Annotated in this window: 22 protein-coding genes; 7 read left to right on the top strand and 15 right to left on the bottom strand. The window is 46.6% G+C overall.

The window, feature by feature from the left end; genetic code table 11:
• Positions 1-91: 91 nt before the first annotated feature.
• From BUC30_RS04905 to BUC30_RS04860, 10 genes are all read right to left on the bottom strand, one after another.
• On the bottom strand, positions 92-1,303 hold the full coding sequence (locus BUC30_RS04905) for a MalY/PatB family protein (RefSeq protein WP_073423786.1): 1,212 nt from the start codon (positions 1,301-1,303) through the stop codon (positions 92-94).
• A 122-nt stretch (positions 1,304-1,425) separates the two neighbouring features.
• Entirely contained in the window at positions 1,426-2,229 is an 804-nt protein-coding gene (locus tag BUC30_RS04900) for an ABC transporter ATP-binding protein (RefSeq protein WP_014545832.1), read from the bottom strand.
• Positions 2,223-3,185: an ABC transporter permease gene (locus tag BUC30_RS04895; protein ID WP_014545831.1), complete on the bottom strand. Its 963-nt coding sequence runs from the start codon at positions 3,183-3,185 to the stop codon at positions 2,223-2,225. Before BUC30_RS04895 ends, BUC30_RS04900 begins: the two co-directional genes overlap by 7 nt.
• Before the next feature lie 69 nt (positions 3,186-3,254).
• The gene (locus tag BUC30_RS04890) at positions 3,255-4,241 is read right to left on the bottom strand and encodes a PLP-dependent cysteine synthase family protein (RefSeq protein ID WP_073423785.1); all 987 of its coding nucleotides are present in this window, start codon (positions 4,239-4,241) and stop codon (positions 3,255-3,257) included.
• 15 nt (positions 4,242-4,256) lie between these two features.
• Entirely contained in the window at positions 4,257-5,345 is a 1,089-nt protein-coding gene (locus BUC30_RS04885) for an ABC transporter substrate-binding protein (RefSeq protein ID WP_014545829.1), read from the bottom strand.
• A 168-nt stretch (positions 5,346-5,513) separates the two neighbouring features.
• Positions 5,514-6,611 carry an ABC transporter substrate-binding protein gene (locus BUC30_RS04880; protein WP_073423784.1) on the bottom strand — a complete coding sequence of 366 codons (1,098 nt, stop codon included), beginning with the start codon at positions 6,609-6,611 and terminating at the stop codon, positions 5,514-5,516.
• Between the two features lie 16 nt (positions 6,612-6,627).
• On the bottom strand, positions 6,628-7,380 hold the full coding sequence (locus BUC30_RS04875) for a hypothetical protein (protein ID WP_073423783.1): 753 nt from the start codon (positions 7,378-7,380) through the stop codon (positions 6,628-6,630).
• 243 nt (positions 7,381-7,623) lie between these two features.
• Positions 7,624-8,610, bottom strand: coding sequence for a PLP-dependent cysteine synthase family protein (locus tag BUC30_RS04870; RefSeq protein WP_073423782.1), 987 nt, complete (start codon positions 8,608-8,610; stop codon positions 7,624-7,626).
• A 15-nt stretch (positions 8,611-8,625) separates the two neighbouring features.
• Positions 8,626-9,126 carry a GNAT family N-acetyltransferase gene (locus tag BUC30_RS04865; RefSeq protein ID WP_073423781.1) on the bottom strand — a complete coding sequence of 167 codons (501 nt, stop codon included), beginning with the start codon at positions 9,124-9,126 and terminating at the stop codon, positions 8,626-8,628.
• Between the two features lies 1 nt (position 9,127).
• Positions 9,128-9,538, bottom strand: coding sequence for a NifB/NifX family molybdenum-iron cluster-binding protein (locus BUC30_RS04860; RefSeq protein ID WP_014545824.1), 411 nt, complete (start codon positions 9,536-9,538; stop codon positions 9,128-9,130).
• A 403-nt stretch (positions 9,539-9,941) separates the two neighbouring features.
• Between BUC30_RS04860 and nifH the strand changes: the two genes are divergently transcribed.
• The 7 genes from nifH (at position 9,942) to BUC30_RS04825 (ending at position 18,074) form a co-directional block, all read left to right on the top strand.
• Positions 9,942-10,787 (top strand): nitrogenase iron protein, encoded by an 846-nt coding sequence (gene nifH / locus BUC30_RS04855; protein WP_014545823.1) that lies wholly within the window; start codon positions 9,942-9,944, stop codon positions 10,785-10,787.
• A gap of 26 nt (positions 10,788-10,813) precedes the next feature.
• The gene (locus tag BUC30_RS04850; RefSeq protein ID WP_073423780.1) at positions 10,814-12,418 is read left to right on the top strand and encodes a nitrogenase component 1; all 1,605 of its coding nucleotides are present in this window, start codon (positions 10,814-10,816) and stop codon (positions 12,416-12,418) included.
• Positions 12,419-12,435: 17 nt separating this feature from the next.
• Positions 12,436-13,788 (top strand): nitrogenase component 1, encoded by a 1,353-nt coding sequence (locus BUC30_RS04845; protein ID WP_073423779.1) that lies wholly within the window; start codon positions 12,436-12,438, stop codon positions 13,786-13,788.
• A 442-nt stretch (positions 13,789-14,230) separates the two neighbouring features.
• The gene (locus tag BUC30_RS04840; protein WP_073423778.1) at positions 14,231-15,442 is read left to right on the top strand and encodes a hypothetical protein; all 1,212 of its coding nucleotides are present in this window, start codon (positions 14,231-14,233) and stop codon (positions 15,440-15,442) included.
• Positions 15,443-15,459: 17 nt separating this feature from the next.
• Positions 15,460-16,488 (top strand): ABC transporter substrate-binding protein, encoded by a 1,029-nt coding sequence (locus BUC30_RS04835; RefSeq protein ID WP_073423777.1) that lies wholly within the window; start codon positions 15,460-15,462, stop codon positions 16,486-16,488.
• Positions 16,489-16,497: 9 nt separating this feature from the next.
• On the top strand, positions 16,498-17,313 hold the full coding sequence (locus BUC30_RS04830) for an ABC transporter ATP-binding protein (protein ID WP_014545818.1): 816 nt from the start codon (positions 16,498-16,500) through the stop codon (positions 17,311-17,313).
• 8 nt (positions 17,314-17,321) lie between these two features.
• The gene (locus BUC30_RS04825) at positions 17,322-18,074 is read left to right on the top strand and encodes an ABC transporter permease (protein ID WP_244536481.1); all 753 of its coding nucleotides are present in this window, start codon (positions 17,322-17,324) and stop codon (positions 18,072-18,074) included.
• 11 nt (positions 18,075-18,085) lie between these two features.
• Here the strand turns inward: BUC30_RS04825 and BUC30_RS04820 are convergent, their stop codons facing one another.
• The 5 genes from BUC30_RS04820 to BUC30_RS04800 form a co-directional block, all read right to left on the bottom strand.
• On the bottom strand, positions 18,086-19,090 hold the full coding sequence (locus BUC30_RS04820) for a DsrE/DsrF/DrsH-like family protein (RefSeq protein ID WP_073423775.1): 1,005 nt from the start codon (positions 19,088-19,090) through the stop codon (positions 18,086-18,088).
• 137 nt (positions 19,091-19,227) lie between these two features.
• Complete coding sequence (locus BUC30_RS04815; RefSeq protein WP_073423774.1) at positions 19,228-20,097, bottom strand: class I SAM-dependent methyltransferase; 870 nt, start codon at positions 20,095-20,097, stop codon at positions 19,228-19,230.
• 36 nt (positions 20,098-20,133) lie between these two features.
• Positions 20,134-21,045, bottom strand: a complete 912-nt coding sequence (locus BUC30_RS04810) for a PLP-dependent cysteine synthase family protein (protein WP_073423773.1) — start codon at positions 21,043-21,045, stop codon at positions 20,134-20,136.
• Positions 21,046-21,055: 10 nt separating this feature from the next.
• Positions 21,056-22,213 (bottom strand): trans-sulfuration enzyme family protein, encoded by a 1,158-nt coding sequence (locus BUC30_RS04805; protein WP_073423772.1) that lies wholly within the window; start codon positions 22,211-22,213, stop codon positions 21,056-21,058.
• Between the two features lie 408 nt (positions 22,214-22,621).
• Positions 22,622-24,091 (bottom strand): nitrogenase component 1, encoded by a 1,470-nt coding sequence (locus BUC30_RS04800; RefSeq protein ID WP_073423771.1) that lies wholly within the window; start codon positions 24,089-24,091, stop codon positions 22,622-22,624.
• Between the last annotated feature and the right edge of the window lie 6 nt (positions 24,092-24,097).

Below are 24,097 nucleotides of genomic sequence, written 5' to 3'. Positions count from 1 at the left end.
GAAGAATCCTATATGTATTGTAGGAATATTAAAAAAAGAAGAACCCCTAGGTGGATTCTAAGCATCCTGGGAGCTTCTCGATGTGCGTAGCCTATGTATTGAACGCAACTTTTAGTCTATCGAGTGCCTCGACCAGGATACTTCGTGGACAAGCAAGGTTAAGCCGCTGGAATCCTTCTCCGTTGTTCCCGAAAAAGATCCCGTTGTTGAGCCACAGTCGCGCCTTGTTGCGGACGCGATCTTGGATTTCGTCTGGCGAAAGTCCTGTCCCGTTGAAGTCTATCCATGCGAGGTAAGTCGCTTCCATTGGCACAAGCTTGACGCCTTTCAGATTTTCTTTAATAAATTTGTCTGTAAATTCAATATTGCCTTTGATGTACTTGAGGAGGGCATCGAGCCAGACTTCACCTTTGCTGTAGGCGGCTTGCGTCGAGACGATTCCCTGGATGCTGACTTGGCTATAACCGGTGGCAAAGATTTGCTTGCGGAACGCGCGACGGATTGATGGATTCTTTATGAAGGCGTGTGCGATTTGGATGCCTGCCAAGTTGAATGTTTTTGTTGGCGCCGTGACGATGATGGATTTGTTGGCCAGTTCTTCGCTTATGGAGGCGAATACGGTGTGCGTACCTTCAAAGACGAAATCGCTGTGGATTTCATCGCTCACGACGATTACATTATGCTTGAGGCAAATCTCTCCGAGGCGTGTAAGTTCTTCGCGAGTCCAGACGCGGCAAACGGGATTGTGCGGGCTGCAAAGCAAAAAGAGCTTGATATTGTTTTCGACGATTTTCTTTTCGAAATCTTCAAAGTCAATGTGATAGCGACCGTCTTCGCCATAAACGAGGTCGTTACTGACAACTTTGCGTTCGTTGTCTTCGATGACGTCAACAAAGTGCATGTAGACCGGCTGCTGGATAAGTACTCCATCGCCAACGTTTGTGAATGCTTTTATTGCCATGCCAAGCGCGAACATCACACCGGGAATCTTGATAATCGATTTGCGGTCTTCTATATCATAGTGGTGTCGGCGGCGGTAGAAATTTTTGACAACTTCGTAGTAGTCTTCTTTGGGTTCGCTGTACCCGAAGATTCCGTATTCGGCAACGCGGGTCAACTCATCTTGAATAAACGAAGATGTCTTGAAATCCATGTCGGCAACCCAAAGCGGGAGAAGACTGTATGGATCTTCACCTGGCTTTACAACACGGCGTTCAATAGCAAAATCGTATTTGATAGAGTTGGTATGGCGACGCTCAATAACGGTATCAAAGTCTAAATTTCGTTCTTTAATTTCTGACATGGCGAGTCTCCCTTGCAAAATTTTGCAGTTGTAGGCTTTTCACGCCGGCACATAATATAGAAGGAATTGATATTTTTGTCCAATATTATATTTCTAGCACCTTTTATAGATTTTGACTATAACTACAAGTAGTATTCCGGTTCCTGAATCTTTCCTGCAAAGTTTAGCAGTTCGAGAATCTTTTTGCGGTATTGGATGAACGTGTCCTGTGTTCGTGCGCGCGGGAACGGGAGTTCGATTTTGATGACCTGCTCGATTTTTGACGGGCGTGCCTTCATAACAACAACGTAATTACTGAGGTAAAGGGCTTCGTCGACATCGTGTGTGACCATCACCATCGTGGTCTTGTACTTTTCCCAAAGGCGGTGGATTTCGTCTTGCATTGCCATGCGCGTGAAAGCGTCCAGTGCACCAAGGGGCTCGTCCAAAAGGAGAATATCCGGGTGGCCGACAAGCGCTCTTGCAAGGCTTGCTCGCTGATTCATGCCGCCGGAAAGTTCGTGCGGGTATGATTTTTCGAATCCCTTGAGCCCGACCGTTTCGATGAATTCGTCAACGTCTTGCTTGTGTTCCTTGTACACGTGGCGGGCCCTGAGCCCAAGCGAAATGTTGTCGCGGATGTTGAGCCATGGGAAAAGTGTTGCTTGCTGGAATGCAAAACCGCGATCGGCACCGGGCTTCGTAATTTTTTTGCCATCGACAAATACGCCGCCCGAAGTGGGTTCGGCAAGTCCTGCGATTTGCCTCAAGAGCGTTGTCTTTCCGCAGCCGGATGGACCGATAAGGCTCACGAAACTGCCTGCGGGAATGTCGAGATTGACTCCATTCAAGGCGGCGACGGTTTCGCCTTCGTTACTGATAAATGTCTTTACAAGATTATCAATGTGGATTGCGCCTTTTACGTTTTCGATATTTTCTGCTACCATTTCAAAGTTCCCTTTTGCCAATTCAAGATTTTATCGCGCAATTTAAAGAGCAGGGTGAGTATGAGCATGCAGTAAACTGCAATGACGATGATTCCTGCGTAAACACCGCTATAGACGAGCATGGCCTTTTGCCAGGAAATGTACCAGCCGATACCGTATTTGACGCCGAACATTTCTGCGGTCATGAGCGCCAAGAATGCACTGATGATGCCGTAGAATACGCCAAGGAAAATGGAGGGCATGGCGGCCGGGATGCCGACTCGGAAAATCTGGAAAGCGCTACTTGCGCCGAGCGTGCGTGAAACTTCAAAATAGGCTTTGGGGACAGCCTGTATTGCAGAACTCGTCATAAGCGCAACCGAGAACCAGACGGAAAGTGCAATGATAAAAACGCTTGCGCCAAAAGTTGTCGGGAAAATTGTCAACGAAATCGGAATCCAGATTGTTGCGGGAATCGGGCCTATTAGCTTGATGTAAGGGTTGATCCAATAATTGAACTTTTTGTTGAATCCAAGGAGAACGCCTGTGATAAAGCCGAATCCGGCACCGTAGAGGAATCCTGTGACTAAAAGTTTTGTCGAGTGCCAAATGCACTTGAGGATGATTTCGTAGCCTTCGAAAAACTGGGCGAGAATGTTGTCGTATTTCGGGAAAAACAAGACGGGGAAGAGGGCGAGCTTTCCGATGACAATGTCAATGATGGCGACGACGATTCCGACGCCTCCCCAAAACGCACCGGAATATTCCAGGCCTTTCTTCAATTTTTTGACAAAGGTGGAGACGATGCCGAGGATGAATGTAGTGGCCAAAAAGAAATACAAAATCCAGGTGTAGTAAGCTTCTTCAGCTTCTGGGTGTTCGTCGCTGTCTTCAATAAGCAAGTGGATGGCAAGTGCGACAATAACACCTAAAAAGGGTAAAAATCTTCTTAATGTGTTTATTAGTTTATTCTTCATTTAAACTCCTTGAATAAAAAAGCTCCTCCCCTTGTGAGGTCACGGGAAGGAGCTTGTACACAATGAGTCTTACTTCTTCAATGCGTACACTTTGGTGGAAAGGTATTTGAAGCCGTTGTCTGCAGTAATGACAACAACGTTCTTACCTTCGTTTTCCGGGCGGGCGGCAACGATGGATGCTGCGTAGATGCCTGCTGCGCCGGATGTTCCGAGGAAGAGGCCTTCATGTTCGGCAAGTTCGTGGGCAACGCCTGTAGCCTGGAGCGTAGAGACTTCAATGTATTCGTCATAGATCGAAGAATCGTTCAGCAGAGGAGGCGGTTCCGGAACGTTTGCGAACGGGGCAACACCATCGATCACGCCATGTTCTTCAGCTTCCGGGGTGAAGAAGCGGGAATCCGGAGTGGCCTGCACACCGACGATTTTCACGTTCGGATTGTGTTCGCGGAAGTACTTGGAAAGACCATTGAGCGTACCGCCCGTGCCTGCCATGGAAACGATAAAGTCTACCTTGCCATCCGTATCGGCAACGATTTCCGGGCCGGTGGTGTAGTAATGGACGAGCGGGTTGTTTTCGTTTTCAATCTGGTTGATGAAGAATGCATTGTGTTCTTCGGCATACTTGCGGACGTCGGAGAGCAGGACGGCAACAGAGAAGGAGCCTTCCTTCAGGAGTTTGCTTACGTTCGGAAGGACGTCGTAACCGAGGAGCGTTGCTCCATAGGTCTTGATCACTTGTACGCGTTCTTCAGAACCACCCGGTTCAAAGAAAACGGTGAGCTTGTAGCCCTTGGCGGCGGCGATAGCGGCAAGGCCGATGCCTGTGTTACCGCTCGTGATTTCAACGATTTCTCCACCCGGCTTGAGCTTGCCTTCGCGTTCGGCTTCTTCAATCATTCTGAGGGCAGCGCGGTCTTTCACGGAGCCGGACGGGTTGAAGTATTCGAGTTTTGCCAGGATATGGCCCTTGGCATTGTGATTCTTTTCAAAATTGTGGAGCTCCAGCAGCGGAGTGTGGCCGACGAGCTCGGTAATGGAATGGTGAATATTGGACATTGTTACCTCTCTTTTTTAAATGTTTTTCACAAGAGATTTCGGTTCTTCGAAATTTTCTGTGAATTTATCGGTGGCCTTATCATAGGAGTAGCCATCCGGAATTTTGATACCCTTTGATTCGAAGTCAGCAAAGTGACTCTTGACGAACTTTTCGATGTTCAATTTTTTCTTCAAGACTCCCGTCTTTTGAAGCTCTGCAGCAACGATATTGAACGTGCGGAGCGCGGCCTTGCGGGACGGAATGTGACCGTAGCTTTCGAGCAACTGGGCGTTGAATTCTTCACTGCCAGAAACGACATCCTTCGAGAGCTGGAGTCTTGCGGCTTCGCGCGGATTGCTGTTCACGAATGCGGATCCGCGAGCGACAGCGCGCGTGTAAGCGGCGGCACCTTCCGGATTTTCCTTCCAAAGCTTGAGTGTCACGAATGCGACGCAGCAGTATTCTACGGCAAATTTCGGATCGATTGCGGTGTCGAGCAACTTGCGCAAGCCATATTCTTTTTCGGCGGTTGCTGCGGTTGGATCATGAAGGGCGATAATGTCAACGGCGCCTTTTTCAAGGGCAATCGGCAAGTCGCTTGCACCATAGACGATGAATTCAACATCCGCTTCCGGGCCGTCTGCGACGATACCTAGATCGCGAAGCTTGCGTCTGAACGACATCACGGAACTATCGGATAAACCGATAACGCCTACCTTGGTTTTACGTCCCTTCAAATCTTCCAACTTTTGAATCGTCGATTTCTTGGTGACGTAATACTTGGTGCAACCCGTATGAACACCGGTGACAAAGACGATAGGGAGCCCGTTTTGAATGGGCTGAAGTTCGGTGGCGAGCAAGTCGTTCCCTGCATCGACCTTGCCTGCGACGATGAGCTCGTTTACAGAATTCTTTCCGGCATCAACAGGAACCATTTCGAATTTCTGACCAATCTTTTTGAATTCCTCGTCAAAGTAACCTTTGAGCCAAGCGACATGAACCGGGGCACTACACAACACACCAGTATAGTGTGCGATTCGGACTGGTTTGAAATCGGCAAAAGCGCTTGTTCCGAGGAGGAGGGCGCTTATGAGCGTAGTCTTAATGATGCTTCGTAAATTCATTTTTAATTCCCTATTTTTGATTGTGAAAAGGTATAAATCACTTTTTCTAAATCAAAGATGTTTTGAAGGTGGAAAAACAAAATAATTCAAAAATACTTTGTTCTAATTTTGTTCGTGTATTGGGCGCTATAGGCTATGTTTATATAAACCTAGTTGCGCTCCTACTTTTTAGTTCTCAACGATATTCTTCGCTAAGGTTTTCGGTTCTTCGGTCGTTTCTGTAAATGTGCCTGTATCCTTATCGTACTTGTAACCGTCAGGAACGTGAATCCCCTTAGACGCAAAATTGGCAAAGTGGCTTGTGATGAACTTTTCGATGTTCAACTTTTTCTTGAGTACGCCCGTTTTTTGGAGTTCCGTGGCGACGGTTCTGAATGTGCGAATCGTTGCTTTGCGGGATGGAATGTGGGTGTAGCTTTCAAGCAGTTTGGTATTGAAATCTTCGCTTCCGGGGACGATGTCCTTTGCAAGCTGGAGTCTTGCTGCTTCACGCGGGTTAGCGTTGACGAATGCGGAACCGCGAGCGACTGCACGTGTGAATGCGGCTGCACCTTCTGGATTTTCTTTCCAAAGTTTGAGGCTCACGAATGCGATGCAGCAGTATTCTACGGCAAATTTCGGATCGGTGGCAGTGTCCAGAAGCTTACGGAAACCGTATTCTTCTTCGGCTGTTGTTGCGGTCGGATCGTGAAGGGCGATAATGTCCACGGCTCCCTTTTGGAGTGCCAATGGCAAGTCGCTTGCGCCATAGACGACGAATTCGATATCCGCTTCGGGGCCATCGGCGACAACACCAAGGTCACGGAGTTTTCGCTTGAATGTCATAATTGAACTGTCGGACAATCCAATGACGCCAATTTTGCTTTTGCGCCCTTTCAGGTCCTTGAGTTTTTTGATGGTCGATTGCTTTGTGACGTAGAACTTGGTGCAGCCTGTGTGTACGCCTGTTACAAAGATAATCGGGAGTCCGTTTTGGATAGGCTGAAGTTCTGTGGCGAGAAGTTCATTACCTGCGTCCGCTTTCCCAGCGACAATCAAGTCGTTGACGGAACCGGAACCTTCGGCAATCGGTACCATTTCGTATTTTTGCCCGATCTTTTTGAATTCTTCGTCGAAAAATCCTTTGAGCCATGCGGTATGAACCGGAGCACTGCACAACACTCCTGTGTAATGTGCGATTCGAACTGTTTTAATTTCGGCGAAAGCGCTTGCTCCGAAAAGCAGAGCGCTTATAAGTGTTGTTTTAATGAGGTGTTTAAAATTCATTATTGTTGCCTCCTTTTTAGAAGCTGAATGTTGTTTGGAAAATGTAGCCGGATTGATAAGCGCCATGAGCAGCGTATTCAATATCGGTGTAAAGCGTCAGATTGACGTTCTTGTTAACGTTGTAAGAAATGCCGGCCCAGAAAGAAATGTTGGAAGCTCCTGTTCCGGATTCGGATTTGTCTTCGTTCTTTGAATCTGTCAACTGGCTTGTAAATGCAAAGCCTGTAAACGGAGAAACACCGGAGCTGAATGCATAATAGAATTCAAAACCATAATCAGCAACGAGACCGCGTTGGACTCCATCATGCTTGAAAGGAACGGTCAAGCCAAATTCATTACCGATACCGAACTGTTCGGAGATGGGCAAGAACCATTGAACACCGCCCTTGATGCTAAATTCCTGGCTGGAAATTTCTTTTTTTCCGGCGGGAATGTTGGCGTCTAAGAAAACGGAGAAGTTGGGATTGAATGCGTATTTTGCACCCACGCTAAAGTCCTTGAATCCGTCACCTTCTTTTGTTTTGTCATTCGGATCGGCAAAAAGCTGGTAGCCGAGACCGGTGAGGCTCAATTCTAATCCTTTGACAACTGTATAGCGGGCGTTCAAGTCAAAAGATGTGGAATGGAAATCTCCATTGTACCAGTAGTTTGCCTTGATTCGTGCTTGTCCCTGATGTTCGTCGAGAACAGTGTAATAATCCCATTCAGCAAATGAACTGACAGTGGCAAGGGCAATAACGGAAATAATTTTTTTTGCATTGATATTCATTGATAAACTCCTTGTTTGTTTTGTTTTTTAATGACAGGTTAAAAGTAAAAAGCGCTTTTTCGCAGTCAAAGAGTTTTGTCAATTGAAAAAACAAAATAATTTGAAAATATTTTATTCTAATTTTGTTTAAGTATTGGGTGCTATCGCTCGCAATTATACGTATTGATTTATGTTATCGGAACTTATAAAAAACTCCTTCCCGCATTAGCGAGAAGGAGTATTAGGAGTTTTATGCGATGAGTCTTACTTGTTCAAAGCATAAACTTTTGTGGAAAGATATTTGAACCCGTTATCGGCTGTAATAACGACAATGTTCTTGTCGTTGTTTTCAGGACGTGCCGCGACAATTGAGGCTGCATAAATGCCCGCTGCACTTGATGTGCCCAGAAAAAGCCCTTCGTGTTCGGCAAGTTCGTGCGCTACAGCTTTTGCCTGTAATGTAGAAACTTCGATGTATTCATCATAAATCGAGGAATCCGTCAAAAACGTAGGAGGTTCTGCGACATTTGCAAATGGTGCGACACCGTCGATAACGCCATTCTTTTCGGCTTCTGGCGTGAAATAGCGGGAGTCCGGAGTCGCTTGCACACCGATAATTTTGACATTCGGATTCTTTTCGCGGAAATATTTTGAAAGTCCGTTCAGTGTTCCGCCTGTGCCTGCCATCGAAACGACATAATCTACTTTGCCATCGGTATCTTCCCATATTTCAGGGCCTGTCGTGTTGTAATGGGCTAGGGGATTGTTTTCGTTTTCGCATTGGTTGATGAAAAATGCGTTGTGCTCTTTGGTGTACTTTGTGATGGCCTCGATAACGATGTTGTCGCAAATTGTGCCGTCTTCAAGAGCTTTTTTCAATTCGGGAATATCTTTGTAATCGAAAAGCTGCGCGCCATAAGTCTTGATAACTTGAATGCGTTCCTTGGAACCGCCGGATTCAAAGAAAATAGTGACTTTGTACCCTTTTGCGGCTGCGATGGCGGCAAGAGCAATGCCTGTGTTTCCACTCGTGAGGTCAACGATTTCTCCACCCGGTTTCAGTTTCCCTTCGCGTTCGGCAGCTTCAATCATGCTGAGGGCGGCGCGATCCTTGACAGAACCTGTAGCGTTGAAATATTCGAGCTTTGCCAAGATATGGCCTTGGGCGTTGTGGTTCTTTTCGAAATTGTGTAGTTCAAGAAGCGGTGTATGCCCAATAAGTTCTGTAATAGAATGGTGGATATGTGACATGTTTACCTCTCTTTGTTAAAACGTCAGTCGCATTTGATTCCAGACAACGTTTCCGTGAGTCGAATCCGCCGAAATTCCTTCATCGACAAAACCAATTTTGGCGTAATAATGTACGAGCTTTTCTTTGCAAGTGAGAACAACGCCACGTCTGCTTTCTGCTTTTGCATTTTGAACGAATAATCTCAATAGCTTTTCCGCACAACCTTGACGGCGGTATTCGGGGATGGTGTTGACTCCGAATATCATTTGCCATGCTCCGTTTGGATTGTGCATACCGGCGTCTTCGTACATTTTGTCGTTCAAATCGGGAATGTCCGTTACAAATCCGTCTACGAATGAAATCAGCTTGTCGCCATCGAACATCAGCAAAAAATAGTCCGCATAGCGTTCCAGACGCTTTTGGAAATCTTCATGTTTTGCAGCTTCTGCTGGCGGAAAGCATGTTGCTTCCACTGCGGCAATCGCATTGCAATCGGATAGCGTCGCTTTTCTTATCGTAAATTTGCTTAGACTCATTTTAGTCGTTGTGATTTGATTTGAATCGTAATGCGCGTTCTGCGATTTTGTTTCTGTAAATGTTGATTTTTGCAATGGCTTCGCTGATGGGGAGCGCGATATCGAATGCGCGTACATTGAAGCGGGCCAATGATTGTATAGCTTGCGGACCAAGCTGTTCGCAAAGCACGTAATCTAAATCGGCTAGATTCTTGGCTGCTGCATACATCGATGAATGCTGAACTTCGCGCTGGCCACAAGTGCCGTCTCCGCAAGAACCGTCGCAATGTTCCGGCTTTAAACGGACTTCGACTTTCTCATATTTTCCGCTTGCTTCGTCAACTTCATAGATGTCAAATGCGGCTGCGTGTCCAAAGTGAACATTGACATTTACTCCGTCATTCGTGGCAACTGCTACTTTGTATTTAGCCATGTAAAAAAGCCTCCTTAACGCAAATGTAAAATGAACCACGAAGATGAATTTTCTACGTGGCTAAACTCCCGGCGTACCGGTTTAGTTTATATAAAAGAACGGTTACCTAGCGTTCTGTATTCTTTTAAATTTTTGCTTCTATTCCGAAGTCCCGCATAATTTAAAAAGCGTAATAGGTAAATGCAATATAAAACCCTGTTTGAACAATAAATAAAGTTCGATTTTCTTGATTGCGATAGAAACAAAATGAATTGGGTAATAAGATGAAACTATAGCAATGTTGTAAATTGGATCTTTTTGAACGGAATGGGCTAAAAAAGTATTGAAAAGGGTAGACGCAAATTCTAAAATTTCGCAAACCTAGCGTTTCTGTAGGTAAATAAACCTAAGGAGACATTTCATTATGGCAAAACGTTTACGTCAGATCGCAATCTACGGTAAGGGTGGCATTGGTAAATCCACTACGACCCAGAATTTGACCGCAGGTCTTGTAGAACAAGGTAAACATGTTCTCGTTGTCGGTTGCGACCCCAAGGCGGACTCTACTCGACTCTTGCTCGGCGGCCTCCACCAGAAAACCGTGCTTGATACCATTCGCGATAACAAGACCGAAATCCAGCTCTCTGACCTCGAAAAGGTCGGCTTCAAGGGCGTGCGCTGCGTGGAATCCGGTGGCCCGGAACCGGGCGTGGGTTGCGCTGGCCGCGGTATCATCACTTCCATCAGCATGCTCGAACAGCTGGGCGCTTACACCGAAGATCTTGATTATGTGTTCTACGACGTGCTCGGTGACGTTGTGTGCGGTGGCTTCGCCATGCCGATTCGTGAAGGCAAGGCGAAGGAAATCTACATCGTGGCTTCTGGCGAAATGATGGCCCTCTACGCTGCAAACAACATCTGTAAGGGTATTGCCAAGTATGCCGAACGCGGCGAAGTTCGCCTCGGCGGTATCATCTGCAACAGCCGTAACGTCGATAACGAACTTGATTTGCTCCGCGCATTCACCAAGGAACTCAACACGCAGCTCATCCAGTACGTGCCGCGCAACAACATCGTGCAGCAGGCAGAAATCCGCAAGAAGACTGTGATTGATTTCGAACCGAACTGCAACCAGGCCAACGTCTACCGCGAACTTGCAAAGAACATCGACGAAAACGAGCTCTTTACCATCCCGACGCCGATGACGCAGGACCGCTTGGAACAAATTCTCATCGACTACGGCATGATGGAAAAGGACTACTCCATTTAGCGAGAACCGGCAGGAGGTAAAAATCTATGGCATCAACTAACATTAATTTAAATATGACCTCGGTCGAAAACCGCGAATATCGACTGGGTACCATTATCGGTTGGGACGGCAAGGCGAGCGACTTGATCAAGGAATCTGCCTACGACGAACGCAGCGCGAAAAAGCACGGTGGCTGCGCAAGCAAGGGGGCCGGCTGTAAGCTTTGCGAATTGCACTCTCCGCTCAACCAAGAAACCATGTGCTCCAACGCTATTGTCCAGTGCCAGGTGGGCAACCTCACGGACTGCGCTTTGATTGACCATTCTCCGATCGGCTGCAGCGGCGAAAACTCCAAATTCAACCTTTCTATGCATGTGGGTCTTAAGCGTCGTGGCAAGCCTTTGCAGAATACTTTGAACATCAGCACCAACCTGAAAGAACAGGACATGGTGTTCGGTGCTTCTGAAAAGCTTCGTCAAACGATTCGTGATGCAAAGGAACGTTTCAATCCCAAGGCTATTTTCATTGGCATGGCTTGCGCTACCGCTATTATCGGTGAAGATATTGACTCCATCGCCGAAGAAATGGAACCTGAAGTTGGCGTGCCTATAATTCCGCTGCACTGCGAAGGTTTCCGTTCCAAGCATTGGTCAACCGGCTTCGACATTGCATTCCATGGCGTTCTCCGTCAAATCGTGAATCGCCATCCGACCAAAAAGCAAAATGACTTGCTCAATATTGTTGCTCTTTGGGGAACGGACTATTTCTCTGAAATGCTTGCTCCGCTTGGGCTCCGCGTCAACTACCTCTTGGATACTGCATCTTTCGATGAAATCCGCCAGGCTTCTGAAGCTGTCGCGACTGCTACCTTCTGCGATACTTTGGGTGGTTACATGGCTACCGCACTTGAAGAATCCTTCGGCGTTCCGCAAATTGATGCTCCGCAGCCATACGGTATCAAGGGCACTGACGAATGGCTCCGCGCTATTGCAAAAGTTGTCGGTAAAGAAAAAGAAGCTGAAGAATATATCGAAAGTGAACACAAGCGTATTGCTCCGAAGCTCGCTGAACTTCGCGAATTTTTCAAGGGCAAGAACGGCATCGTGATGACGGGTTCTGCTTATGCTCACGGCCTTATCAGTGTTCTTTCGGAACTCGGAATAGGCCACGATGCAGCTCTCGTGTTCCATCATGACCCCATTTACGATGGCGCTGGAAAGCATCAAGACACCTTGAAGGAACTTGTGGAAACTTACGGCGACATTCCGCACTATACTGTAAGTAAGACTCGCGCCTTCCAGCTTCCGCAACTTTTGAAGCGTGCCAAGACGGACTTCTTGCTCATTCGCCATCCGGGCCTTGCTTCTGTTGCAGGCCACCTCGGATTCCCGACCCTCACCATGGGCGACGAACATATTCCGGTGGGCTACGAAGGTATCCTCCGCATTGGTGAAATGCTCAAGGGCGTTCTTTCACGTACAAAGTTTAACCAAGTTCTCAAGCGTAATGTGAAACTCCCGTATTCTGATTGGTGGCTTGCTCAGGACGATCCGTTCTATTTGACGCATCACCCAGAAGCACTTAACGACCTTCCTGAACCGAGAAATCTCAAGTTCAGCAAAGGCAAAGAATCTAATTCAGAAAACGCATAAAAAGGGAGATTTCGAAAATGTCAGAAGCACTTAAAACAAAGAAAAAAAGCAATTCTATTTCGGACCCCCGCTATTCTTGTGCAGTCGGTGCGTCCAATACGGTTGTCGGCATCAAGGGTGCAGTTCCTATAGCCAACTGCTCTCCGGGTTGCCAGCTTAAGCAAACCGCATTCCTCACTTTTGAAAACGGTTTCCAGGGCAGCATTTTTGCTGGTGCCGGTAACATGCCGAGTGCAAACTCCACCGAAAACGATATCGTGTTTGGCGGCATCAAGACTTTGGATCAGTTAATCAAATCGACACTCAAAGTTTTCGATGGCGACCTTTATGTTGTTCTCACGGGTTGCGTGGGCGGCCTCATTGGTGATGACGTTCCCAGCTTGGTGAATGAATATCGCGATTTGGGCTACCCGATTGTGGCTGTGGATACCGCAGGCTTCAAGGGCAATAACCTTTTCGGTCACGAAGAAGTGGTAAACGCCATTGTCGATCAGTTTGTGGGCGATTACAAGGGCGAACGCAAGAAGGGTCTTATCAATCTTTGGTTCGAAGTTCCGTATTACAACCAGAACTGGCGCGGTGATTATCAGGAACTTGCCCGTATTCTCCGTGGCGCTGGTTTTGAAGTGAATGTGCTCTTTGGACCTGAAAATAGCGGTGTCAAGGATTGGTTGCGCATTCCGGAAGCTCAGTTTAACCTGGTGGTCTCTCCGTGGGTCGGCGTGAGAAATGCTGAACACCTTGAAAAAAAATATGGTCAGCCGTTCCTCCATATTCCTGAAATTCCAATCGGTGCCGAAGCAACTGCTGCATTTATCCGCAAAGTTGTTGATTTTGCCGGAATCGATAAGGAACAGAGCGAAAAGTTCATTGAACAAGAAAATGGTATTTATTACTACTATTTGGAACACTTCTCTGAATTCTTTGCTGAATACTGGTACGGTATGCCGAGTGAATTTGCAATTACTGCTGATTCCGCTTACACGCTTGCCTACACCAAGTTCCTTGCCGACCAAATCGGCCTTATTCCGCGCAAGGCGATTATCACGGACGATCCTCCGCAGAAATTCCGCAAGACCATCGAAGATGCTTTCCATAACATCAGCGAAGGTGTCGATGTTGAAGTGGAATTCGAAGAAGATGGCTACTTGATTGAAAAAGCTATCAAGGAAGTTGATTTCTCTTCTGGAAAGCCGTTGATTCTTGCTTCTTCTTGGGAAATCAATCTTGCCAATGATAAGGGCGCTTTGTTCTTTGAAATTACGCCTCCGTCCAGCGAAACTTTGATTATCAATCGTAGTTTCGTCGGTTATAAGGGTGCGCTTAATTTGCTTGAAAAAATTTATAGCGCATCCGTTGGCGGAAAATAATAAAAAAAGCCGTAAAAAGTTGACCCCGGCACTGTGGCCGGGGTGACAGAAGAGAACGTCATGCCCGACTTGATCGGGCATTTCCTTTTTTATAATGCTCGTATGATAAACTCCGACGTGAATCTATTGTACATGTATAGGCTACTGCTATCTGAGTTTATTTTGTATAACTATACTTTATATGTAAATAAATTTCTTATATCGTGTGATAAAAATAAAGTATTTTACAAATCATTTTTTCTTTTCTAATTTAAGCGTTGCATTCGAGAACATTGTGTTCCGAAACTTCCACAAATCAACACGAGGATACCTATATGTGTTGTAGCTGTAAAATCTCCAATAACTAAGCCAAAGCCTTTTTGAAGGCTAATCGGCAATTTTAAAAGTGCGCAGAATATTGCTCTGCGTGGTTACTAAACTCATAAAAAATAGGAGTTTCTCCATGAATTTCAATATTAAAAAATCTATAGCTCAAATTGTTCTTTTGTCTTCAATTACTGCAATTGCTGCTGAACCTATTGCTGTTACCACGAAATCTGGCGTAAGTGCTACACTCTATGGTTTTGCGTCTTTGAACGCCGCCTACGAAGATTCCAAGAGCAACAATGGCAACTTTGCAAACTTTGCTGCTCAATCGGATATTGCCAACAAAAACGATGGTGGCTGGCATTTCACGCCGAACCTCACTCGAATCGGTTTGAATCTTTCGAGCGGTAGCGATACTTCGTTCTTCAAGGCGAACGGTAAAATCGAAGTTGATTTCTACGGCGGCGGTTCCGGTAATGCGCCTGTCCCACGTCTCCGTCATGGTTACGGCGAAATTTCTTTTGGCAAGTCCGGCTTCTCCATTTTGGGCGGTCAGACATGGGATTTGATTTCTCCCCTCGTGACTCCAACGCTCAATGCTGGCGTTCTTAACAACTCTGGTGATCCGGGCCTTCGCAGAGCACAACTCCGACTGACCGAAAAAGTTCCTGTTGGTAATGGCTCTTTAGATTTTGCCGTTGCTCTTGTTCGCACTATCGGCGAAACGCAGCCGTACAACACTTCTTCTGCTTCAGAGACCGGTGTCGATGCAGACGTTCCTACCATTCAGGGACGCATCGGTATTGCCATTCCGCTTTGGGTTGAAAACAAAAAGTTCGGTTTAGGTATTTCTGGTCATTATGGCCAAGAAGAAGTTGACTTGGATGCAACTGGTGATACTAAGGATATTCCCTCATGGTCATTTAACGTCGATTTGACTCTCCCCATCACAAGCAACTTTACCTTCCTTGGTGAGTATTTTGTCGGTGCCAATCTCGATACATACGCAGCCGGTATTGGACGCGGACTGGTTTCGAATACTGAAGACCCCGAAAGCGTAAGAAGCATTGGTGCTTACGGTGGATGGATTGCTTTGCAAGCCAAATTTATCCAAAAGTTGGCCTTTAATGTGGGTGCCGGGCTTGACAAGCTAAAACGTGAAGATATTAGAAAAGCCGGTGGCCGTGAACAAAACTTCTCATTCTTTGCCAACACGACCTACAATTTGACAGACGCATTCTCGTTGGGATTCGAATACCTTCACGTTCAAACGGATTACTTGATCGCCAATACGGTAAAAGAAGCGGACCTGAATCGTTATCACCTTTCTGCAACTTACGCCTTCTAATAATGGAGAATTCTACAATGACTCAGAATAAATTACACACTCGAATTGCATCGGCATTCCTGTTCGTTCTCGCCTGCGTGACTTCCACAATCGCCGCAGACAAACTTTCCATCGGCTACCTCTCTTCTACGGGCCAGGGGAAATTCTTCATCGCAAAAGATGCGGGCATTTTCAAGAAGAACGGCCTTGACGTAGAATTGGTGGAATTTTCGAATTCTGGCGATGGCATTGCTGCCGTTCGTGCCGGAAAGCTCGATGCTGGTGCATTTGGCTCTCTTGCTCCGCTTATCCATGTTTCGCAGGGTGCTGATATTCGCGTTATTGGCGGCCTCATGGGTGGCGACCAGGCTGTGATTACTCGCAAGGAAAATGCAGGCTCCGTCAAAAAACTGAGCGATCTCAAGGGAAAGAAAATCGCTACAATCCGTTTGGGAACAGCGGACGCCATTGTTCGCGGAGGCCTCAAAAAAGAAGGTATTGACTGGCGTAAGGATGTTACTATTGTAGAACTCAAGAATCCGCCTGCAGTTATCGAAGCGGTAAAGAACGGCAGTGTGTATGCCGGCGTGACCTGGGGACCGCACGACCTCCGTGCCGAAGAAACCGGCCTCTCCGTAGTGCTCCGCAGCAAGGACATCAATCCCGGTCATATTTGCTGCCGCCTCATTGCATCGCTCCGCAAACTTGAAGGCCGTGACGACATTTACAAGCGCTTGGTCAAGTCGCTGATTGAAGCCGAAGAACTTGTCGCAAACGATCACAAGAAGAGCGTTGAAATTATCGCAAAGTGGATTAAGCTTGATACGGCTCTCGTCAACAAGGCTTTCTACAGCGGTTACGTGACGCAGGATACCGACCCGAACGTGAAAGGCGTTGAATTCTTTTGGGATTTCTTGAAGGATGCGGAGTTCATCAAGTCCGACAAGAAGGTCTCTCAATACGTTCTCACGAACTACTATCGTGACGCTCTTGCAGAACTTCGCAAGCAAAAGCCCAAATCTGAATTCTACGCGCAGGCCGAAAAGATTTTCCTATCTAGAAATTAAGGAACTAAAATGACTCAAATACAAAGTGGTTTCGAAGCGACTAATCTCGTTTTTTCCTATGATGGCAAACCCATCCTGAAAGACATCAACTTGAAAATCAAACCAGGCGAGTTTGTATGTCTATTAGGCGAAAGCGGAAGTGGCAAGACCACTTTGCTGAATCTTCTCGCAGGGCTGACCAAGCCAAATGAGGGCCATGTCTATTGGAACGGGAAGGAAATTGAAAAGCCTTCTTCTGAAAGGAGCGTGGTCTTTCAGGACTACACTCTTTTTCCTTGGCTTACGCTTCTACAGAACGTTTCTCTTGCCATTAAAAAGACGAAAAAGGTCAAGGGGAGTTTTGCAAAACATTTGGCAGAAGAATACCTGAATTTGGTTGGGCTTTCGGGAAGCCTTCATAAATATCCCTTTGAACTTTCGGGCGGTATGCGTCAGCGCGGTGCTATTGCAAGAGCGTTGAGCGTCGGCGCAGATGCTCTTCTTTTGGATGAACCTTTTGGAGCACTTGATCCTGTAAATCGTGCAAGTCTCCAGGATTTGGTTTTGGAGCTTTGCCGAGGCTCTAAAGACCGTGCAATTACGACTTTGTTTGTGACGCACGACATTCGCGAGGCCGTTTATCTCGGAAGTCGAATTATCGTTTTGGGATCGACGCCAGGCCGTATCATCGCAGATATTCCTTTGGATTTTCCAGTGAAAAAGAGCCGTAGCGAATGGTTCCGCAACGAAAAAGTCCAAAAGACAATCGTTGAAATTGAAGAAGCTTACCACAAGGACATCCTTGAAAAACTCGGGCATACCGTACAGGAGGGCGCAAGTATATGAGAATTTTTGTGAAATATCTATCTAAATTTTCAGGATTTTTATTCCTTCTGTTCTTGATTGGAATCTGGACGTTCATCAGTAGTGGCCCGGAATGGAGCAGCCAATACTTGTTCCCATCGCCAAAAGCGGTTTTGACGGCGCTTTTCAATTCTCGCGAGGAGCTTTTGCGCAGTGCGTGGTCGTCGCTTTTGAAACTTGTCCCTGCTTATTTCGCGGCTGCCGTCGTCGGAATCTCTCTCGGAATTGTTTCGGGGTCTGTCCCTTGGGTGGGTACTATGCTAAAGCCCATTTCACGATTCGCAGCTCCGATTCCGCCTAACGTTTACATCCCTTACGCCATTGCGATTTTGCCGACATTTTACTTGTCCTCTACTTTCATTATTTTCATTGCGGCCTTTTGGCCTATCTACTTGAATACCGCTGCAGGTGCTGCGGACATTCCTGAAAAGTACAGGCGAAATGCCGCCATTATTGGAATTGGCAAGTTTGAATACTTGTGGCGAATTGCATTTGTTGCAAGCCTTCCGTCCATATTTTCCGGGCTTTCCGTAGGCATGGGACTTTCGTTCATCATGCTCACCGTTGCTGAACTCTTCGGCGAAAATACAGGCCTTGGACACTTTGTGCAATTCTACGCTGACTATTCCGATTACCCCAACATGGTTGCGGGAATTTTGTGGACTGGCATTGTTGTCCTTGCGATCATGGAATTTTTTGAATTTGTAAAACGCAAGGTGCTATTCTGGACGAAGGCGAATTAAGTCGACGAGTGTTATATAAAGTATGTTAGGTCAGATTTTTCAGTAGAGCCGAGCATGGTCGCGACGCCACCAAGTTCCACGCCGTCAATCAATTCTTCGGCGGTAATTCCCATGAGTTCCATCGACATTTGGCATGCAACGAACTTTACGCCTTTTTGCTTTGCGCTTTCAATCAGTTCTTCGAGCGAAGAAACTCCGTTTTGTTTCATCACGGCGCGAATCATTTTTGCACCGATACCGCCAAAGTTCATGCGTGAAAGTCCGAGCTTTTTGGAACCTCGCGGCAGCATAAAGCTGAACATTTTTCCGATAAGTGATTTTTTGACGCGTACTTTTTCTGGTCTGCGTAAAAGGCTTACACCCCAAAAGGTAAAGAACATTGTAACTGGGCGGCCCATCGCGGCTGCACCATTTGCCATAATGAACGAAGCGATTGCTTTGTCTAAATCCCCGCTGAATACGACAAATGTTTTGCCGTGTTCAAATTCTCGCTTTTCGGCGACGGGGGCGTTGCGCTTTACGACGGTCGCATAAATTATATTGTCTCTTTCTGTGAGCGATTTTAGCTCGTTGCCGGTGCGCTGGCACCAAACTTGTATGTCCGAATAAAAAGCCTTTTCGGTTGCTTCTATTTGCACTTCTTCGCCAGGCGAAACGCTTTTGATTGCCTCGTCTACTTGAACGATAGGGCCGGGGCATTTTGCCCCTTTGGCATCAACGAAGTGGACTTTAGAAAAGGCTTCTAGCCCGCCTTCGAGATTGTAGACTTCGTAATCTCTGTCGGCAAGAATTTCTGCAACTTGTTCGGAGCGGTCACCTGTCGAACAGAACACATAAACGGGTTTGTCTTTGGGAATGGAATCTACTTTTTTTGATAGTTCAAAGAATGGAACTTGAACTGCGCCATTTATAGGTCGGACAATCACTTCGCTTGGTTCGCGAACATCAAGCAAAGTTGAATTTTGTAAATCAATCTTGTAAAAATCTCTAGCAGCAAGTATTTTGACTTCAGACATGACTTTACCTTTCCCGATTTTATTTTAACCAGATAAAAATAGAATCATGTGAAGTCTATTTCTAATACTTTTTTTTAATAGCGAAATATCGACTTTCTCGATAACAAAACAGTCAGTTATCTTGTTAACGATTTGCTTTACAAACCGCAATACATCAGATGAACGCCCTCGAATGCGGACAATCCAGTTGATGCACTGAAAAAGGCATCGTCGATATCTTTGGGAGAGAGATCGTGACAATATTGGATACCCGATTTCCTGGCCAAATTGTCAACTTGAACGGGATCGTATCCGTCAACCATACACTCGCCGCACGATGCTGTTATTTGTTTTAAGCGACTGATTTTGGTTGTGCTGTCCGCACTGTCCCGCTCTTTTTCGTAGTAATCGAATACTATTGCACTATTGGGTGCTGCTATCTTAGAAATTTCCGCAATCGTCTTGAAAAAGATTTCAATAGGAATGTAGTAGGACACGCCGAGAATCGAAAAGACGGAGCGCTTTTTCGGATTAAAACCGGCGTTTGCCAATCTGCTAATGATGCTATCCTTGTTGAAATCGATTTCTACAAAGTGAACTTTGGGACGCCTCTTTGTGAAAAGTTCTCGCGTCCGATCGATTTTGAAAACTTGTGTTTCGTACAGATCCAGTTCAAAGACATCGACATTTTGACTTTTGTTCCTAAGCGCAAAGGAATCTAGGCCTGCACCCAAGAGAACGTATTGCACGTCTCCTGTTTTCTGCTTGGCGTCGACAATGTCTTCTGCAAATCGATTTCGTGGAAGAATGATTGGGAGAAGGTATTGGTCGATAAAATCCTTAGCCGGGTAATCTTTGGGCTTCGACTTTTTTGCAGGAAGGAACTGCCTTGCAAGATTGCGTGCGTGGCGATATTCCTTCAAACCCACAAAATCCTGTGCAAATTCGTCTTCAAAAATTTTTTCACTTTTAGCGTGAGTGTGGACAGCTCGGGCAAGAGCGCATAAAAGCGCAGTTTTGCTAATCATAAACTTGTGCACTCTAATTAAAGATGAATTTTTATGTTATTTGTATAAGCCTTTGCTGAAGTAACGATCGCCACGGTCTGGGGCTACAAAGACAATGTTCCCGCGAGCGCCCGATGCAATCAGTTTCTTGGCTGCTGCGAAAGCGCCGCCCGAAGAAGATCCCGCAAAAATTCCCTCTTTTTGCGCGAGTTCACGGGAACCACCGAAAGCGTCGTCATCGTTAATTTTGATGACGCGGTCCACAAGCGACATGTCCATAGTGTCTGCAATAAAATCGTTTCCGATTCCTTCGATGTTGTAGTCTCCATGTTCGCCACCGCCCATTGTAGAGCCTACAGGGTCAGCGAGTACGCCTTGAATTTTGGGGTTGCGTTCCTTGAGTGCCTTGAGAATGCCGCTAAATGTACCGCCGCTTCCTGCGCCTGCAACAACATAATCGACGTTGCCATCGAGATCATCGTAAATTTCAGGTCCTGTCGTTTCATAATGGGCCCGCGGATTTGCCATGTTGTGGAATTGTCTGAGAGAAATGGAATCCGGAATTTGCTTCAGCAGTTCTTCTGCTTTCTTTTCTGCGCCGAGCATGCCTTCTTCACGCGGGGTGTTGATGAGTTCTGCGCCAAGCGCACGCAAAAGCGTCTGCTTTTCTTGTGAAAATTTTGTCGGTACTACAAAAATGACACGCACTCCGCGGTTCAATGCTGCAAATGCAATTCCAAGCCCGGTATTGCCTGCGGTTGCTTCGATAATCGTTCCGCCAGGTTTGAGCGTCCCTTTGGTGAACGCGTCTTCGACCATATAAAGGCCGGCGCGGTCTTTTACGCTGCCCGAAGGATTCCACAATTCAAGTTTTACGAATAAATTTACGCCTTCGGGAACACCAACATGATTCAATTTTACAAGCGGCGTTTTCCCAATGAGGGATTTCATGGATTCGTAGTAATGCATATCTTGTTCCTTATGCTTTTGCGGCTTCAATGGCTGCGTTAACATCTGCGATGATGTCATCAACTTTTTCAATGCCCACGGATAAGCGAATGAGCCCGTCAGTGATGCCGACTTTTTCGCGAATTTCCTTTGGGATAGATGCATGCGTCATTGTGGCTGGATGGCACACGAGGCTTTCAACACCGCCCAGGCTTTCTGCGAGGGAAACGAGTTTCAGAGCTTTGAAAAATTTCTTGATGTCGTAGTTTTCGCGGAGTTCGAACGAAATCATGGCGCCACCGTTCTTGGCCTGTTTCTTGTTGATTTCGTAGCCTTGTGCTGTCGGGAGTCCCGGATAATAAACGTGCTTTACGGCTTCGTGCTTTTCGAGATACTTTGCGATGGTTTCGGCATTTTCTGTGTGACGATCCAAGCGGACGCCAAGCGTCTTGATGCCGCGAATTAAGAGGAACGAATCAAAAGGTCCGAGTACAGCACCGGTTGCGTTCTGCGTAAAAGCGAGTCTTTCGGCAAGCTCCTTGGAATTGACAACAGCAAGGCCTGCCACCAAGTCGCTGTGACCGCCTAAATACTTTGTCGCAGAATGTACGACGATGTCGGCGCCCAATTCAATCGGACGCTGCAGATACGGCGTCATAAATGTGTTATCGACAATGGTCAAAATGTTGTGCTTCTTGGCAATTGCGGCAACGCCTGCCAAGTCCGTCACCGTCAGGAGCGGATTTGCTGGGCTTTCGACAAAGAATGCTTTCACATCGGGTGTTATTTTGGATTCAAGCGATTTCAAATCGGTCGTGTCTTCGATGGAATAAGTAATTCCGAGATTCTTGAAAACTTTGTCCAAAACGCGGAAAGTGCCGCCATAGACATTGCTCGAAATGATGATGCGGTCTCCTTGCTTAAAAAGCGAAAGGACGGTTGTTGTTGCAGCCATGCCGCTTGCAAATGCAAAGCCTGCGACTCCTCCTTCGAGTTCTGCAATCAGCGCTTCCAACGCTGCGCGCGTCGGGTTACCTGTGCGGGAATATTCCCAACCCGTGTTTTCACCAAGGCCTGCCTGCTTGTAGGTGGAAGTCTGGTAGATAGGGACGTTTACAGCTCCTGTAGTTTTGTCGCCATCAATGCCGCCGTGAATGAGTTTTGTTTCGATATTGTTGAAGTTTGACATAAGATAATAATCTCCTATGACGCTATTAAATGCTAGCGCCTTTGTGGTTTAAATTTTTTTGAATAAAAAAAATCCCGCTACGGAACATAAAACCGAGCGGGAATCTGTTTAAAAGAATAGCCTAAAAACTAGATGCCCGTCCGACATCGACAACAACAAGCGAAATTCAAGCTATTGAACGGGAAATTCATTTTTATATCCTATTTCTTTTGTGGGTTAATTTAGATAAAGCCTTTCGTTTTGGCAAGAGATTTCTTTATACTATTTTTCTGGAACCGGTAATAATGAATTTCTATAGCCGTTTTGTTTCTGCGTTTTTTTAATTTGAAACTCAGCTGAAATTGGTTGCATAGAAAAATCTCCTGCGGAAAAAATTCCCGCAGGAGAAACCATGTCAAAAAAAATTGTTTATCTTGCGCCTTCCGGCTTCAAGAACTTGTCTGTATCTTGTTCGTACCACCACTTGGTATAGGGTAACTTGATTCGAGCGGCAAGACTCTTTTCAAAGCTACGGTTCTTGATGGTATCGAGGATGCTCTTGGCAAAGTTGAGTGTTCCTTCGTAACCGAAAATCATGTATTCATCGGCGACGAAGAGCGCTGCGTAACCCTGCTTGATGGCCCATACGGTTGAGCCTGGATGACGACTAAAGTAAATGTCCGGCTTGTGATAGTTCAATACGCTCATCACTTCGTAGTTTTGTTGGTCAGCCACAGTGAGCTTGAGCCCCTTTGGCGATGTCTTCAGCAAATGTTCGAGTGCTGGCGGAATCTGGCCGTTATCGTACTTGTAGTCATAATGCCAAGCAAGACCGTGAACCACTTCCATGCCGAGTTCCTGCAATACGCGCGAAACTTCGTAGGTGTAGCCTGGGCCCATACCGATTACGGCGCGAAGACCCTTGAGTTCCCTCTTGATTTCTTCGATTTGCGGCAAGTAAATGGCGCGCTGGCGCTCGATGTAACGTTCTACTTCGGCTTCCTTGCCAATCGTTTTGCCGATGGCGCGGAACCAAGTTTCAAAACCGGTAATGCCGTTCGGGTTAATCGTACGCACATACGGTACACCGTAAGTTTCTTCGAGGGCGTTGCCGAGGTAGGTGCCGAGCGTACCGCAAATGCAAACCATTGCTTGGGCTTCGCTCAAGTGCGAAAGTTCTTCGACCGTGGAGTTGCAATAAACGAATTGCGTTTCTGCGCCGATTTCCTTGAAAAGTTCCGTAATCTGCGGGCGAGCGCTTTCAAAGAAGTTCTTGAAGATAATCTTGTTGTTCTTCTTCTCAGGCGGCTTCACGATGCCCTGCAAAACGGCGTGGTCTGCGATATCGAAACCGCTAGCCCAAATGCGGCTCTTGAAACCTTCGCAATGGATTGGAATAATTGGAATATCGTATTCGTCCGCGAGTTCGTCGGCGAGACCGTCAACGTCTTCGCCAATCACGCCCGATACGCAAGAAGACGAGAGGAAAATCGCTTCCGGGTGGAACTTTTCGTACGTGTACTGCGTTGCCTTGCGGAGTGCTTCGATAGCGCCAAAGACTGTATCGTTTTCGTTCAAGTCCGTGCAAACGTAAACGGAATTTGTCTTTTCGTTAATGCGTTCGGCGAGTTGGCGGAATTTGACATCTTCACCTTGTGCAAGTGCAACGCAACCGGCAGGAGCGTGATAGACGACAGCCACATTGCGGATACTGATGAGCTGGTCCAAAGCGCAGCCCGAAAGACAAGAACTGGACTGGCTAAAGCAACGTTCGCGATTCTTGACGGAACCGCACTGTGAGCGGTGTGCGAGCGTTTCCAAGTCGCCCGAAAATCCAGTGATGGATCCAAGACGGTTTTCTCGAACACCGACGTTTGCATTTTTAAAATTAAATGGCATTAGATC

Source organism: Fibrobacter sp. UWB7 (assembly GCF_900142945.1).
Lineage (GTDB): Bacteria > Fibrobacterota > Fibrobacteria > Fibrobacterales > Fibrobacteraceae > Fibrobacter.
Note: the sequence above shows the minus strand (reverse complement) of the source record. Positions and strands in the feature narration are given on the sequence as shown.